Raw genomic sequence first — 15,122 nt, forward strand, 5'->3', positions numbered from 1 at the left:
TGCTCCTTCATGAGGGATGGTGCCGATCTCCTCAGCCTACGCAGAATCACCGGGAGCCGGAACCGGACCGCTGTGTGGCGAAGAACTCCCTGAGAAGGGCGGCGCACTCCTCTTCGCGGACCCCCGCGAAGACCTCCGTCCAGTGGTTCAGCCGCCGCTCGCGCAGCACATCGAACACCGAGCCCGACGCCCCTGCCTTCTCGTCCCAGGCCCCGAACACCACGCGGGGGATGCGTGCCAGGACGGAGGCGCCGGCGCACATGGCGCACGGTTCGAGCGTCACCACCAGGGTGCAGCCCTCAAGCCGCCACCCGCCGAGGCGCGCGGAGGCGGCGCGGATGGCCTGCACCTCGGCGTGCGCCGTCGGATCCCCGAGTTCCTCGCGCTGATTCCAGCCCGTACCCAGCACCTCGCCGTCCGGCCCGACGACGACGGCGCCGATGGGCACGTCCGCGCTCGCACGGGTCCTCGCGGCCGCCTGCAGGGCCAGCCCCATCCACGCCCGGTGCTCGGGGAGGACGGCGACGACGGAGGGGGACATGGCTCCAATGGTACTTTTGAGGCATGCGTGTACTGGTAGTCGACCACCCCCTGGTAGCCCACAAACTCACGGTTCTCCGGGACAAGGACACGTCGTCGCCGGTGTTCCGCCTCCTCACCGAGGAGCTCGTCACCCTGCTGGCCTACGAGGCCACCCGCGATGTCCGGGTCGAAACCGTGTCCATCGAGACGCCGGTCACCAGGACCGAGGGCGTCGGACTCGTGAAGCCCACCCCCCTCGTGGTTCCCATTCTCCGTGCCGGGCTCGGCATGCTCGAGGGCATGACGCGCCTCGTGCCGACCGCCGAGGTGGGCTTCCTCGGGATGGCCCGCAACGAGGAGACCCTCGAAGCCATTACGTACGCCGAGCGGCTGCCGGACGACCTCACCGGACGCCAGGTCTTCGTGCTCGACCCGATGCTCGCCACGGGTGGCACCCTCCGCGAGGCCATCAAGTTCCTCTTCGCCCGCGGTGCCGCGGACATCACCTGCATCTGCCTGCTCGCCGCACCCGAAGGCCTTGCCACGCTGCAGGAGGAACTCGAGGACCGCAACGTCACCATCGTCCTGGCCTCGATCGACGAGCGGCTCGACGAGAAGTCGTACATCGTCCCGGGGCTCGGCGACGCCGGCGACCGCCTGTACGGCGTCGTCGGTTAGGCCCCTCTCCGCGGCGTCGTCCCTTGACAGTCCGCGGTGCCCGCGGTCGGCCCTCCGGACGGTGTCCGTGGACGTTCTCCTCGGCGTGATGGTCGTTCCCGAACGCACGTCACGCAATACTCGCTGTCCTGCGTCGTATCACGCATTCCGTCTCCGGCGTACCCGTCCGCATGCTGGACTATGAGCCTTTGTTACTTGCGCGTAGCCAATTGTTACGTGCAATAATTCGTCATGTGAGCACCCTTTCACTCGCTTGTGCAGCCGCAGTCTCCTCCCCGGGCATCCCGTCCGGCGCGGGTCGCTGCTGTCTTCGAATGCACGCGTAACGGTCACACCCAACCCTCTTACGCATTCCCAAGCCCAACGGCGGGCGATCCTCTTCATCCCGACCGGGCACATCCCGCATTCGAGCCGTGATGACGGCACACTTCACGAGGTTGGTTCCATGTCAGTTAATCCGGGTTACGTCCACATCTCCCTCCGCTCCCCCCAGGGCCGCCAGGCGCGTCCGCAGTTCGGGCACTCCCTGCCCGGCGCACAGCCTCCGGCGCAGTCCCGCCTGCAGGCCGTGCCCGGAGACACCGCCTCGACCATGACGGCGCCCGTCCCCGTCGTCACGCCGAACGGCGTGCCCGGCCCGCAGGCCGTCAGCGGCGACACGACCGCGCGGGGCTTCGTGCTCTACGTGGCCCTCGACGAGGCAACCGCCGCAGCTGCCGGCACCACCTTCACCAAACTGGCCCAGGACGTACGGGCCTATGTGCGCTCGCTCGTGCCGACGGCCGAGAGCCATGCGGCCGTCGCCCTCGCCCCTGCGGATGCCCCAGGGTCGGACATCGACGTCGTCCGAGCCGCGCTCGGCGATCCGACCGTCGCCCGCCGTGCCCGCCCCGAGACCGCCCCCGTGCCGTCCCGCGCCCAGCAGTCCCGGCCCACCGGCGTGCTCATCGACCTGTCGCGCCGTGAGGTCCACCTCGACGGCGAGACGCTGAACCTCACGTTCAAGGAGTTCGAGCTCCTGAACTACCTCGTGGAGAACGCCACCCGCACGGTGGGCCGGGAGGAACTCCTCAGCGGTCTCTGGCGGAACGCCGACGAGGTGCCGAACGAGCGCACCATCGACGTGCACATCCGGCGCCTGCGGTCGAAGCTCGGCCGCCTGGCGAACACCGTGCGCACCGTCCGTGGGCAGGGTTACCGGTTCTACGACCACCCCGAAGTCGTGGTCTGGGCCGCCCCGGAGTACTCCATCTAGGCTGCTCGGCACGCCGGGGAAGCCCTAGACTGCGAGGATGGCCTCCCACCTCAGACAACTCATGCTGCTGCGCCACGCGAAGGCCGAGTTCGGCGAGGGAGTGTCGGACCACGAGCGGTCCCTCAGTTCCCGCGGCCACGCCGACGCCCCGCTCGTCGGGCGCTGGATGCGGGAGCACGACGCCGTCCCCGACTTCATCCTCGTCTCCACGGCCCTGCGGACCCGCCAGACGTGCACCTGGGTGTGCAAGGAACTGGGGGACAAGGCGCCGACGCCGAAACTGGAGGACGAGCTCTATGCGGCCCGGCCCTCGGAGATCCTCGCCCTCATCAACCACGTGCCGCAGACCGTGACGAGCCTGCTCGTCATCGGGCACAATCCTGGCATCCAGGATCTGGCCATGCGCCTGGCCTCCGTCCGCTCCAGCGAGCATGCGGTCATGGACCTCGCCACGGACTACCCGACGTCGGGACTCACCGTCATGACCTTCGACGGCCCCTGGGCGGAACTCGACGGGCGCGACGCCGACGTCACGGACTTCGTGGTGCGCCGGGCCTCGACCCTCCGCTGACCGGAGCGCCGGCTCACAGCCCGTACTTCTCGAGCAGGCGCAGCCACACCTCGCTCACGGTGGGGTAGGCGGGGACGGCATGCCACAGGCGGTCGAGGGGCACCTCCCCGACGATCGCGATCGTGGCGGCGTGCAGCATCTCGGACACCTCGGGCCCGGCGAACGTGACGCCGACGAGCACCTTCCGGTCCTCGTCGACCACCATCTGCGCCCAGCCCTTGTAGTCGTCGGAATGCAGGGCTGACCCGGCGACGGCGATCTCGAGGGAAGTCTCGGAGGCGTTGACGCCGTCCTTTCGTGCCTGCTCGAGGGTCCGGCCCACCATGGCGATCTCGGGGTCCGTGAAGACCACCTGGGGGACGGCGGTGCGGTCCGCCGTCGAGGCGTAGGCGCTCCAGTCGTCGGCGGTCTCGCCGAGGTCTCCCCGGGCACGGGCCGCGATGGCATCGCCGGTGGTGCGTGCCTCGTACTTGCCCTGGTGCGTCAACTGGACGACGCCGCCCGCGTCGCCGACCGCATACAGCCAGCCTCCGACGTCGGGCACGCGCCCGGTGGGGTCCCGGGTCAGCGCCCTCGGGTCCAGGCCGACGCTCTCGAGCCCGAGGCCTGCGGTGTGCGGGTGGCGTCCGGTCGAGACGAGGAGCTTCTCCGCGGTGACGGTCCGGCCGTCCCCGAGGGTGAGCACGAACTTCCCGTCCTCCCGTGTCACGGCCTTCGTCTCCGTGTCCGTCAGGATGGTGAGTCCTTCACCGCGGAGGGCCTCCAGGACGAGGTCCGAGGCCTCCTTGGGGTAGTTGCCGAGGATCCCGCTGCGGGCGACGACGGTCACCTCCGCGCCGAGCCGCGCATAGGCCTGGGCCAGTTCGACGCCGGCCACGCCGCCACCGAGGACGGCGAGGCTCGCCGGGACCTCCTTCGCGGAGGTCGCCTCCCGGGTGGTCCAGTAGTCGAGGTCCGCGAGTCCGTCGATCGGCGGGACGGTCGGCGTGGAGCCCGTGGCGAGCACGACGGCGTGCGTGGCGCGGTAGGTGGTTTCGGGCCCTTCGTCGTGGGTGATGACGACCTCGCGCTCGCCGGTGAGTTTCGCCCAGCCGCGTTCCAGGGTGATGCCCGCCGAGGCGACCCAGTCCTCCTGCGAGGAGTCGTCCCAGCCGGAGGTGAAGGAGGTGCGGCGTTCGAGTACCTGTTCCGCGTCGAGCACGCCGGTGACCGCTTCGCGTGCGCCTGCCACTCCGCGTGCCGCGCTGAGCACGGTGCCCGGGCGGAGGAGGGCCTTGGACGGCATGCACGCCCAGTAGGAGCACTCGCCCCCCACGAGGTCCGCCTCGACGAGCACGGCCGAGAGCCCGCGCTCGACCACGCGTCCCGCCACGTTCTCTCCGACGGCGCCGGCGCCGATCACGATGACATCGATACTCAGGGGTTCGCTCATGGGCTGAGCCTTCCATCCGTCCCTGCACGGGGCAACCTCGACGCAAAAAGGCCCCGACCGGAGTCGGGGCCTTTTTGTGGTCTGCGTGACCGTCGTGCGCGCGAAGGGATTCGAACCCCCAACCTTCTGATCCGTAGTCAGATGCTCTATCCGTTGAGCTACGCACGCATCCGTAGTTCGTCGATCCGCAGTGCGAACGAGTCCTACAAGCTGGCCGTTTGGCCGTAAGTAACTCTAGCGCGGATTGACTGCGGCGCCTAATCAGCCGAGACCCCTCCTGCCCACGTAGACCGGTCTAGGTGACCTTTGTCACACCAAGGCGTAACGTAAGCGCTGGACATCGGCTTTCTGGCGCGGGACGGGCCCCGGGTGGGCCGCGCGGTCCGCCGGACCCACCCTTGCATGAAAGACCACGCCCCTAGCATCGGTAGACACCAGCCACCCAACGAAGGGAAGAGTAATGGGCGAGCCCGTACGACTGCTCACGGTCGACACACCCTCCACTGCGCCGACCACCCACAAGGCACTGCTCGCGTGGGTCGAGGAGGTGCGGCAGCTGACGCAGCCGGACGACGTCGTCTGGGTGGACGGTTCCGAAGCCGAGAACCGGCGCCTCACCGACGGGCTGGTCGCGAGCGGGACGTTCGTCCGGCTGAACCCTGAGACCTTCCCCAACTCCTTCGCCGCGTTCTCGGACCCCAAGGACGTGGCCCGGGTGGAGGAGCAGACCTTCATCTGCTCCGCCGACGAGCGGGACGCAGGCTTCACGAACAACTGGATGGATCCGGCGGAGATGAAGGCGAAGCTGACCGGCCTGTTCAACGGCGCCATGCGCGGCCGCACCATGTACGTCATCCCGTTCGTCATGGGCCATCTCGACGCCGAGGACCCCAAGTTCGGCGTCGAGATCACCGACAGCGCCTACGTGGTCACGTCCATGCGCATCATGGCGACGATCGGCACCGCCGTCCTGGACCGTATGACGGAACTCGACGCCGCGTTCGTGCCCGCGCTCCATTCGCTCGGCGCCCCCCTCGCCGACGGCGAGGCCGACGTCCCGTGGCCCTGCAATGACGAGAAGTGGATCGTCCACTTCCCCGAGGAGCGTTCCATCTGGTCCTACGGCTCCGGTTACGGGGGCAACGCCCTGCTCGGGAAGAAGTGCTACGCGCTGCGGATCGCGTCCGTCATGGCCCGCGACGAGGGATGGCTCGCCGAGCACATGCTGATCCTCAAGCTCACCTCTCCCCAGGACAGGACCTACTACATCTCCGCGGCGTTCCCCTCCGCGTGCGGTAAGACGAACCTCGCGCTCCTGGACCCCACGATCGACGGCTGGAAGGTCGAGACCCTCGGCGACGACATCACCTGGATGCGCTTCGGCAAGGAGGGCGAGCTGCGGGCCGTCAATCCCGAGGCGGGCCTCTTCGGCGTCGCCCCCGGCACCGGCTGGCACACCAACCCGAATGCCATGCGCGCCATCGCCAAGGGCAACTCGGTGTTCACGAACGTGGCACTCACCGACGACGGCGGCGTCTGGTGGGAGGGGATGACCGAGGAGGTGCCGGCCCACCTCACGGACTGGCAGGGCCGCGACTGGACGCCGGACATGGACCACACCGCCGCGCATCCGAACGCCCGTTTCTGCACGCCGATCGACCAGATCGACATGCTCGCCGAGGAGTTCCACCGGCCGGACGGCGTCGAACTCTCGGCCATCCTCTTCGGCGGACGCCGCAAGACGACGGTCCCCCTCGTCACGCAGTCCCGCGACTGGGCGAACGGCATCTTCATGGGGTCGACGCTCTCGTCGGAGACCACGGCCGCCGCGGCGGGAGAGGTGGGGCGCGTGCGGCGCGATCCCATGGCCATGCTGCCCTTCATGGGCTACGACGCCGGCGACTACCTCCGGCACTGGCTCACCCTCAGCGCGGGTGCGGACCAGGCGCGCCTGCCGAAGATCTTCCTCGTCAACTGGTTCCGCCGCACTGCGTCCGGTGGCTTTGCCTGGCCGGGCTTCGGTGACAACTCGCGGGTGCTCAAGTGGGTCATCGAGCGGCTGGAGGGTACGGCGGACGCCGTCGAGACCCCCATCGGCTTCGTGCCCACGGGCGAGGCGCTCGACCTGACGGGGCTGGACATGACGTCGGCCGAGTTGGAGGCCGCGGTGCACGTCGACCGCGAGGAATGGGACGTCGAGCTCGCCTCCATCGAGGAGTGGTACGCGAGGTTCGGGGACTCGCTCCCGGACGCGCTGCACGCCGAGCTCGCGTCCTTGAAGGAGCGGATGTCCGCGCACTGACCACCTGCAGGCCGACGACGGCGGCCCCGGGGGCGATGGTTCGTGAGTGTGCACGTGTGGCGGGTCCTGGACGACCGGACCCGCCACACGTGTGCTGCCAGCGGTGGCCTGGGCCGAGGCTCAGTCGCGGACGACGGCGAGGACGCGCTGCACGAGATCCTCGAGGGTCTCCCGGTCCACGGCCTCGGCGTTGAGCCGGAGATACGGCTCCGTGTTCGAGGGGCGCAGGTTGAACCACCAGTTTCCGTGGTCGGGGGTGAAGGTCAGCCCGTCGAGATCGTCGACGACCACGCCGTCCTGCTCGAACTCGGCACGCGCCCGCGCGATGGCCGCCGGGAGGTCCGCGACCTTCGAGTTGACCTCGCCGGAGGAGACATAGGGCTCGTACTCCCGGCCCAGTTCCGAGAGCAGGCCGTCCTGCTCGCCGAGGGCCGCGAGCACGTGCATCGCGGCGAGCATCCCCGTGTCCGCGTTCCAGAAGTCCCGGAAGTAGTAGTGGGCGGAGTGTTCACCGCCGAACACGGCACCCTCCTCCGCCATCACGGCCTTGATGAAGGAGTGACCCACGCGCGTTCGGACGGGGCGGCCGCCGTCGTGCCGAATCAGTTCGGGCACCGCCCGGGAGGTGATGAGGTTGTGGATGATGACGGGTTCGGCCTCGCCGGCGGCCTGCGCACGGGCGATCTCGCGGCGGGCGACCATCGCGGTGATGGCGCTGGGGGAGACGGGCTCGCCCAGCTCGTCGATGATGAAGCAGCGGTCGGCATCGCCGTCGAACGCGATGCCGATGTCCGCGCCGTGCTCGACGACGGCGGCCTGCAGGTCGCGGAGGTTCTCCGGCTCGAGCGGATTGGCCGGGTGGTTGGGGAACGAGCCGTCGAGCTCGAAGTAGAGGGGCACGATCTCGAAGGGAGGGGCGGGCAGGATCCTGTCGCCGAGGACGGCGGGGGTGGTCAGGCCTGCCATGCCGTTGCCGGCGTCCACCACGACCTTGAGCGGGCGCGACGACGAGAGGTCCACCTGGGCGCGCAGGAACCGCGAGTACTCCTCGAGGACGTCGCGGACGCCCGTGGTGCCCTGCACCGGGACGGCGGGGATCGAACCGTCGGAGAGGTAGCGTTCGGCGCGTTCCTGCACGTCCTTCAGACCCGTCTCCGAGGACACGGGGACGGCGCCGGGGCGCGTCATCTTCATGCCGTTGTACTGGGCCGGGTTGTGGCTGGCGGTGAAGGTCACGCCGGCCGCGTCCAGGGTGCCGCTGGCGTAGTAGAGCTCGTCGGTGGAGATGAGGTCGAGGTAGACCACGTTCGCCCCGCGGCGGGTGGCGCCCTCGGCGAAGGCCTTCGAGAACTCGGGCGACGACGGCCGCATGTCCCCGCCGACGAGGATGGTCTCCCCCGCCAGCTCCAGCGAATCGACGAAGGCCGCTCCGACCGCCCGGACGGAGTCGACGGTGATGGTCTCGCCGACGATGCCGCGGACGTCATAGGCCTTGAAGGATGCAGAGAGATCGAAGGTTGTAGTCACGGTTCGAAGTGTATCGGGTGGTGTCGGAGCGGCGGTTGTGCACATAGCCGCCTCCCCCACGGGGCGTGGGGGAGGCGGCTGGGATACTGGGGAGATGTCACCGACCACCACGCTGAACGAGCAAGCCACCGAAATCCTGTCCACCCTCGTCGGGTCGCCGGACGCGCGGTTCCACGACGGACAGTTCGAGGCCATCGAGGCGCTCGTGGAGGGCGGCCGTCGCGCCCTGGTGGTCCAGCGCACCGGGTGGGGCAAGTCGGCGGTGTACTTCGTCGCCAGCCTGCTCCTGCGCGCGCGCGGTGCGGGCCCCACCCTGATCGTCTCGCCGCTGCTGGCGCTCATGCGGGACCAGGTCGCCGCCGCGGCGCGGGCCGGTGTCCGGGCGGAGGCCATCAACTCGGCCAACCAGACCGAGTGGCAGGAGATCACCGCGAAGCTGCAGGCCAATGAGGTGGACGTGCTCCTGGTCTCGCCCGAGCGCCTCAACAACCCGTCCTTCCGCGAGCAGTACCTCCCGGAGCTCATGCGGCGCACGGGCCTGCTCGTGATCGACGAGGCCCACTGCATCTCCGACTGGGGGCACGACTTCCGCCCGGACTACCGGCGTCTGCGGGAGCTGATTCTGGGCCTGCCCGCGGGAGTGCCCGTGCTGGCCACCACGGCGACGGCCAACTCGCGCGTGGTGAAGGACGTCGAGGAGCAGCTGGGCGCGGGGGGCACCGACGTCTTCACGCTGCGCGGCGAGCTCGCCCGGAAGTCCCTGCGGCTCGGCGTGCTGCGGCTGCCCAGTCCGCGGTCGCGCCTCGCGTGGCTCCTCACCCATCTCTCGGACCTGCCCGGGAGCGGCATCATCTACGCCCTCACCGTGTCCGCCGCGGAGGACACCGCGCGCCTCCTGCGCGAGAACGGCCACGCGGTCCGCGCCTACACGGGGCGTACGGATCCGGCCGACCGCGAGGCCGCCGAGACAGCCCTCAAGAACAACGAGGTGAAGGCCCTGGTGGCCACCAGCGCCCTGGGCATGGGATTCGACAAGCCCGACCTCGGGTTCGTGGTGCACCTCGGCGCGCCCTCGTCCCCCGTCGCCTACTACCAGCAGGTCGGCCGCGCGGGGCGCGGGACGCCGAACGCCGACGTCCTGCTGCTGCCCGGCGCCGAGGACCGCGACATCTGGGAGTACTTCGCCACCGCCTCGATGCCGTCGCAGGACGCCGCCCTCCGGGTGATCGAGGCCCTCCAGCCCGGGGTCGTCCTGTCCACCCCCGCCCTCGAGACACGGGTGAACCTCAAGCGCTCGCCGCTCGAGCTGCTGCTCAAGGTGCTCGACGTCGACGGCGCGGTCCGCAAGGTCACCGGCGGGTGGGAGGGCACCGGGTCGGCCTGGGAGTACGACGCCGAGCGGTACCGCCGCATCAGCGAGGCGCGCGTCGTGGAACAGAAGGCGATGCTCGACTACGAGAACACGACGGCCTGCCGCATGGAATTCCTCTCGCGCTCCCTCGACGACCCGGCAGCGACCCCCTGCGGCCGCTGCGACAACTGCGCCGGCCCCTGGTACTCGGACGAGGTGGCCCACGAGGCGTCCGATTCCGCGAACCAGGCCCTCAGCAGGGTCGGGGTGGAGCTCGAACCCCGCGGCCAGTGGCCCTCCGGCATGGACAAGCTCGGCGTGCCGCTCAAGGGGAAGCTGAAGCCGGGCGAGGTCAGCCTGCCGGGCCGCGCCCTCGCCCGCCTGACCGACCTCGGCTGGGGCAACAGGCTCCGCGAGCTCCTGGCGGACGCGACGCCCGACGCCCCCCTCGACCCGGCGGTGGTCGAGGCAGTCGTGCGCGTCCTGGCGCAGTGGGGGTGGAGCGAGCGGCCCGTGGCCGTGGTCAGCGTGCCGTCCCGACGGCGGCCCCAGCTCATCGGCTCCCTGGCACAGGCGCTCGCGAGTGTGGGGCGCATCCCCTATCTCGGACAGCTCGCCACGCCGCACGGCTTCCCGCAGGGGCAGCCCGGCGGCAACAGCGCCTTCAGGCTCGCCTCGGTGTGGGACCACTTCGCGGTCCCCGAGGGTGGAGCAGCCTGGTTCGCCGAGAATCCGGGGCCGGTGCTGCTCGTGGACGACTTCGCGGACAGCCGGTGGACCATCACGGAGGCCGGGCGGGCGCTGCGCGCCGCGGGCGCCTCGGGGGTGCTGCCGTTCGCGCTGGCGCTCAAGGCCTAGCTCCAGGCGGAGCACCTGTGCCCCAGCGGCGCGGGGCGGGTCGGGACGTTGGACCCTGCCCGGCGTCGGGGTTGCCGGTGCTCCTGACGCTGCCGGTCGGGTAGCGACGGCATCCGGACGGGAACGACAAAAGAGCCCCTATTTCTAGGGGCTCTTCCCGCGGAGACGGGGGGATTTGAACCCCCGGTAGGCTTTAGGCCCACACTTCATTAGCAGTGAAGCCCATTCGGCCGCTCTGGCACGTCTCCATCGGCTATCGCTAGCTTCCCAAGGTTACCCAGAAGGGGTCGGCACAAGCAAAACAGGCACCCGGCCCGGGACGGGGCGGAGGCGGGGCCGCCGGAGCGCCGTCGATCAGAGGGCGCCGGTCAGTGCCCGCCACAGGAACTCGAAGCTCATGGCGTGCATCCGCGCGGCCTGCCGGTTGTCCGAGGCCCCCGCATGTCCACCCTCGAGGGCCTCGTGGAACCACACGTCCCGGACGCTCAGGTCCTTCATCCGCGCGGCCATCTTGCGGGCCTGGACCGGTCCCACGCGGTCGTCGCTCGTCGCCGTCCAGATCAGGGTCTTCGGGTAGTCCACGCCCTCGCGCAGCAGGTGGTACGGCGAGAACGTCCGGACGTACTCCCACTCCTCGGGCTTGTCCGGGTCGCCGTACTCGGCGATCCACGAGTACCCGGCGGAGAGCTTCGTGTACCGGCGCATGTCCAGCAACGGGACGCCGCAGGAGACGGCACCGAACAGATGCGGGTAGGTGGTGAGCATGTTGCCCACGAGCAGGCCGCCGTTGCTCCGTCCGGTACAGCCCAGCAGCGCCGGCACCGTCACACCGCGCTGCACGAGGTCCTCCGCGATCGCCGCGAAGTCCTCGTACGCGCGATGCCGGTCGGCGTGCAGTGCCGCGCGGTGCCACGCCGGGCCGTACTCGCCGCCGCCGCGGATGTTCGCCAGTACGTACACGCCGGGGCGGCCGTCGTCGGTCATGCGTTCCAGCCAGCCGCGGCCGATCACGCCGCTGTAGGAGGGCGTCATGGAGTGCTCGAATCCGCCGTACCCCGAGAGCAGGGTGGGGTTGCCGCCGTCGAGCGCGAGGTCCTTCGCGGCGATCTGGAAGTAGGGGACCCGCGTGCCGTCGCGGGAGACCGCGAAGTGCTGCTCGACCGCGAAGCGGTGCTCGTCGAAGTACGACGGCGATGCCTTGATCGCGGTGTGGTCGCCGCCGATCGTCCCGCGGTAGAGGGTCGAGGGGGTGAGGAACCCGGTGGCGATCAGCCAGTAGTCGTTGCCGGCGTCGTCGTCCTCGTCGTCGACGGCGTAAGCCTCCACCGCGTGGAGTGGAGGGCAGGCGTCGAGGAGTTCCACCGACCAGTCCTGCGCGGGATCGAGGACCCGGATCTCGGAGGAGACGTCGCGCAGCAGGTTCAGCAGCAGGTGGTCGCGGGTCCAGCTCCAGGACTGCAGGGAGGTCGACGCGTCCGGGGCGAACACGGTGGCGAAGGAGCGTTCACCGGCGAGGAACGCCTCGAGCCCGATCACGAGCAGAGAACCGGCGGTATGGGTGGTGCCCGCGACGGTCCAGTCCGTGCGGGGCCGCACGATCAGCCACTCGCGGTGCAGGGAGATGCTCGCGTCCTCCGGCGCCCCGATCGGCAGCCAGGCGCCGTCCCGCCGGAGATAGGTGCGGCGCGTGTAGAAGTCGATCGTGTCGACGGCGACGTCGCGCACGAAACCGGGCGTGGAGTCGTGCAGCACGAGGGCCATCATGTGGTCCGTGTCCACGTCGAAGTACTCCTCGGCGTCGGCCAGGCTGCCGCCGCGCTGCAGGGTGCGGACGGTCCGCGGGTAGGAGCTCGACGTCATGGAACCCGGGCCGAAGTCTGTGCCGACGTACAGGGTGTCCGGGCCCGCCCACGTGATGCGGCTCTTGGCCGAAGGGATGTCGAACCCGCCGTCCACGAAGGCCCGGGCCCCGAGGTCGAACTCGCGGTACCGCGCGGCGTCGCCGCCGTCGGGGGAGAGCACCACGAGGACCCGCGTGTGGGGTTCGCCCTCCGCGGGCCGCAGGAACAGCGCGCCGCCCCAGACCCATTCCGTGCCCTCGGCGGCGCTGAGGGCGTCGACGTCGAGGAGGAGCTCCCACTCGGGGTCCTCGGAGGTGTAGCCCTCCCAGCTCGTGCGACGCCAGATGCCCTGCCGGTGCTCGGCGTCACGCCAGAAGTTGTAGTAGAAGTCGCCGTGCTTGCCCACCATCGGGATGCGGTCCGTGGAGTCGAGCACCTCGAGGATCCCGCGCTCGCGGACCTCGAAGTCGGGTGTCACCAGCACACCCTCGGTGCGGGCGTTCTCGGCGCGCACCCAGTCGAGCGGACGCTCACCGTAGATGTCCTCCAGCCAGAGGAAGGGGTCGTCCGTCATGGCGGGGCTATCCGTGTGCAGCGTCATGCGCCCATCCTATGCAGGACGCCGCACGCGCGTCCGGGCCCCACCGGCGGACGCGGCCCGGCGGCCGCGTTGGATACTCTGGACCGGTGGAGACCCAGCACGCACGACAGGTGGCCGTCATCGGCGGTGGCCCCCGCGGCACCTCGGTGGTCGAACGGCTGATCGCCGGGCATCGGGCCCTCGGGGCGGCCGCTCCCGCGCTGGTCATCCGCGTCGTCGAACCGGAGGACCCCGGGCCCGGCCATGTCTGGCGCCCGGACCAGTCGCGGCTCTTCCTGATGAACACGCCCTGCCTCTACCCGACGGTGGTACCGGTCGGCGACACGGCAGCGGGCATCGCCCCGGCACCGGTGGGGCTGTCCTTCGACGCGTGGCGCGAGCGCGTGGTCGCGGGCCTCGTTCCGGGGCTCGACGGCGGCGACGTGGCCGAGTGCAGGGGACTCGCCTCGCGGGACTTCCCGAGCAGGGCCCTCTACGGCCGTTACCTCGCCTGGATGTTCGGCGAGGTGGTGCGGACCGCGCCGCCGGACGTCACGGTGGTCCACCACCGCAACGAGGCGATCGCACTGCACCGCGACGGGGCAGCGCGACGCGGCAGCCGGGAATGGCGGATCACCCTCGACGACGGCTCGCGGTTCGACGCCGACGACGTGGTCCTGGCGCTCGGCCATCTCGCCGCCACCCTGACCCCGGAGCAGGGGCGCCTCCAGGACGCCGCGGCACGGCACGGACTGCAGTACTGGCCGCCCGCCGTGCCCGCCGACGTCTCCTGGAACCGTCTTCCCGCGGGGAAGACCGTCCTGGTGCGGGGGCTCGGGCTCAACTTCTTCGACGCCATGATCCAGCTGACGGAGGGCCGCGGTGGCCGTTTCGCCGGCGGGGACGACGGGCGGCTCGTCTACACGCCGTCCGGTAAGGAGCCGCGCCTGATCGCCGCCTCGCGGCGCGGCGTCCCCTACCGGGCCAAGGCGTCCCTCGACTCGTACTTCCCCCGCAGCATCGTCCTGCGCTTCTGCACCCTCGACCGGGCCCTCGCGTTCCGGGCCTCCGGCGTGCAGCCGGGCTTCGACCACGACCTCTGGCCCCTCCTGCACCGCGACGTGCTCTGGGCCTACTACTCGACCCTCGTCCGCACCGCGCCCGCCGTGCTCCAGGCCCCGCCGGAGGCGTTCCTCGCCGCCCTCGACGCCGCCCTCGCGACGGACGGACCCGGCTGGGAGGCCGCCGCCGGGGACGCCGTCGCGCGGGCCGTGCCCGCGGACCTGGGGCTCGACGTCGAGGCCCTCGCCCACCCCTTCGCCGGACGTCGCTTCGCGGACGGCGCAGCCTTCACCTCGGCAGTGCTCGCCTATCTCGACGCGGACGCCGCGGGATCGGCACTGGGCGAGGACGACCCGCTCAAGATGGCGATCGGCGCCATGAACGCCGGGCGGACGGTGATCAAGCAGGCCGTGGCGGACGGAGGGATCTCCGTCGCGTCCTGGAACGCCGAGCTGCGCGGGTGGTTCGAACCGCTGGTCGAGGGACTCGCGAGCGGCCCACCCCCGCTGCGCATCGCGCAGCTTGCGGCACTCGTGCGCGCCGGGATCGTCCGCTTCGTCGGACCGAACCCGAGTTTCGGATTCGACCCGGACACCGGCCTGTTCCGGGCGGCCTCGCCCTGGGTCTCGGGGGACTCGTTCACCGCGCACTATCTCGTCGAGGCCATGATGCCGGCGAACCGGGTCTCCACGAGCCTGTCCCCGCTGATGCGCCAGATGCTGCGCGAGGGGATCGTCCGGCCGGCGACGTTCATGGGGGAGGCCGGCGTCCCCGTCACGACCAGCGGACTGGATGTCACCCCGCCGCCCTACCGGGCCGTCGACGGGACCGGCCGGGAGCAGGGCTCCCTCTTCGTCATCGGCCTCCAGCTCGCATCCGTCCAGTGGGGCACGGCCATCGCCGCCCAGGCCGGCGCGTCGCTCGAAGCGGGCAGCAGGACCCTGCTCGACGCCGACGCGATCGCGGGTGCCGTCCTGGACCGGGCGTCGGGAGGCACGCCGAGCGTGGTCCCGTCGCCGGCCGGTCAGCGGGCGGGCGCGGACGTGACCGCGGCCCCGACCGCAGGCTGACCCGCCGGCCGATCAGCGGGCCGACCCATTGGCTGGTCCCTTCGGTGCAACGGCAGAGGGACCCCCGCCGTAC

10 protein-coding genes and 2 tRNA genes are annotated in these 15,122 nt (G+C 70.7%); 6 read left to right on the top strand and 6 right to left on the bottom strand.

Features of this window, described 5'->3' with window-relative positions; translation table 11 throughout:
- Positions 1-46: 46 nt before the first annotated feature.
- Complete coding sequence (tadA, locus tag ACSGDB_RS15630; RefSeq protein ID WP_434995867.1) at positions 47-541, bottom strand: tRNA adenosine(34) deaminase TadA; 495 nt, start codon at positions 539-541, stop codon at positions 47-49.
- 23 nt (positions 542-564) lie between these two features.
- On the opposite strand from tadA, the gene upp reads away from it, so the two are divergent.
- From upp to ACSGDB_RS15645, 3 genes are all read left to right on the top strand, one after another.
- A complete protein-coding gene (gene upp / locus ACSGDB_RS15635; RefSeq protein ID WP_434995868.1) occupies positions 565-1,200 on the top strand; it encodes a uracil phosphoribosyltransferase in 636 nt (211 codons plus the stop codon).
- A 445-nt stretch (positions 1,201-1,645) separates the two neighbouring features.
- On the top strand, positions 1,646-2,455 hold the full coding sequence (locus tag ACSGDB_RS15640) for a winged helix-turn-helix domain-containing protein (protein WP_434995869.1): 810 nt from the start codon (positions 1,646-1,648) through the stop codon (positions 2,453-2,455).
- A 37-nt stretch (positions 2,456-2,492) separates the two neighbouring features.
- The gene (locus tag ACSGDB_RS15645; protein WP_434995870.1) at positions 2,493-3,026 is read left to right on the top strand and encodes a SixA phosphatase family protein; all 534 of its coding nucleotides are present in this window, start codon (positions 2,493-2,495) and stop codon (positions 3,024-3,026) included.
- Positions 3,027-3,039: 13 nt separating this feature from the next.
- Here ACSGDB_RS15645 and ACSGDB_RS15650 read toward each other — a convergent pair whose 3' ends face one another.
- Together ACSGDB_RS15650 and ACSGDB_RS15655 are read right to left on the bottom strand one after the other, a co-directional pair.
- Positions 3,040-4,458: a dihydrolipoyl dehydrogenase family protein gene (locus tag ACSGDB_RS15650; RefSeq protein ID WP_434995872.1), complete on the bottom strand. Its 1,419-nt coding sequence runs from the start codon at positions 4,456-4,458 to the stop codon at positions 3,040-3,042.
- A gap of 95 nt (positions 4,459-4,553) precedes the next feature.
- A tRNA-Arg gene (locus ACSGDB_RS15655) sits at positions 4,554-4,626 on the bottom strand.
- 292 nt (positions 4,627-4,918) lie between these two features.
- On the opposite strand from ACSGDB_RS15655, the gene ACSGDB_RS15660 reads away from it, so the two are divergent.
- Entirely contained in the window at positions 4,919-6,760 is a 1,842-nt protein-coding gene (locus ACSGDB_RS15660) for a phosphoenolpyruvate carboxykinase (GTP) (protein ID WP_434995874.1), read from the top strand.
- Between the two features lie 120 nt (positions 6,761-6,880).
- Here the strand turns inward: ACSGDB_RS15660 and ACSGDB_RS15665 are convergent, their stop codons facing one another.
- Positions 6,881-8,287, bottom strand: coding sequence for a phosphomannomutase/phosphoglucomutase (locus ACSGDB_RS15665; RefSeq protein ID WP_434995875.1), 1,407 nt, complete (start codon positions 8,285-8,287; stop codon positions 6,881-6,883).
- Between the two features lie 94 nt (positions 8,288-8,381).
- Here ACSGDB_RS15665 and ACSGDB_RS15670 point away from each other — a divergent pair, with 94 nt between their 5' ends.
- Entirely contained in the window at positions 8,382-10,496 is a 2,115-nt protein-coding gene (locus tag ACSGDB_RS15670) for a RecQ family ATP-dependent DNA helicase (protein ID WP_434995876.1), read from the top strand.
- Positions 10,497-10,656: 160 nt separating this feature from the next.
- Here the strand turns inward: ACSGDB_RS15670 and ACSGDB_RS15675 are convergent.
- Together ACSGDB_RS15675 and ACSGDB_RS15680 are read right to left on the bottom strand one after the other, a co-directional pair.
- Positions 10,657-10,744: transfer RNA gene (locus tag ACSGDB_RS15675), tRNA-Ser, on the bottom strand.
- A gap of 106 nt (positions 10,745-10,850) precedes the next feature.
- The gene (locus ACSGDB_RS15680; RefSeq protein ID WP_434995878.1) at positions 10,851-12,938 is read right to left on the bottom strand and encodes a prolyl oligopeptidase family serine peptidase; all 2,088 of its coding nucleotides are present in this window, start codon (positions 12,936-12,938) and stop codon (positions 10,851-10,853) included.
- 86 nt (positions 12,939-13,024) lie between these two features.
- Here ACSGDB_RS15680 and ACSGDB_RS15685 point away from each other — a divergent pair, with 86 nt between their 5' ends.
- Positions 13,025-15,049, top strand: coding sequence for an FAD/NAD(P)-binding protein (locus tag ACSGDB_RS15685; protein ID WP_434995879.1), 2,025 nt, complete (start codon positions 13,025-13,027; stop codon positions 15,047-15,049).
- The last annotated feature ends 73 nt before the right edge of the window (positions 15,050-15,122 follow it).

The sequence above is a fragment of the Arthrobacter sp. Ld5 genome (assembly GCF_051172775.1).
GTDB lineage: Bacteria > Actinomycetota > Actinomycetes > Actinomycetales > Micrococcaceae > Arthrobacter_D.

Excerpts from the sequence above, each read along its gene's own strand:
- ACSGDB_RS15640 (WP_434995869.1), top strand. The coding sequence starts at position 1,646 with ATGTCAGTTAATCCGGGTTACGTCCACATCTCCCTCCGCTCCCCCCAG.
- ACSGDB_RS15645 (WP_434995870.1), top strand. The coding sequence starts at position 2,493 with ATGGCCTCCCACCTCAGACAACTCATGCTGCTGCGCCACGCGAAGGCC.
- ACSGDB_RS15660 (WP_434995874.1), top strand. The coding sequence starts at position 4,919 with ATGGGCGAGCCCGTACGACTGCTCACGGTCGACACACCCTCCACTGCG.
- upp (WP_434995868.1), top strand. The coding sequence starts at position 565 with ATGCGTGTACTGGTAGTCGACCACCCCCTGGTAGCCCACAAACTCACG.
- tadA (WP_434995867.1), bottom strand. The coding sequence starts at position 541 with ATGTCCCCCTCCGTCGTCGCCGTCCTCCCCGAGCACCGGGCGTGGATG.
- ACSGDB_RS15650 (WP_434995872.1), bottom strand. The coding sequence starts at position 4,458 with ATGAGCGAACCCCTGAGTATCGATGTCATCGTGATCGGCGCCGGCGCC.
- ACSGDB_RS15680 (WP_434995878.1), bottom strand. The coding sequence starts at position 12,938 with ATGACGCTGCACACGGATAGCCCCGCCATGACGGACGACCCCTTCCTC.
- ACSGDB_RS15670 (WP_434995876.1), top strand. The coding sequence starts at position 8,382 with ATGTCACCGACCACCACGCTGAACGAGCAAGCCACCGAAATCCTGTCC.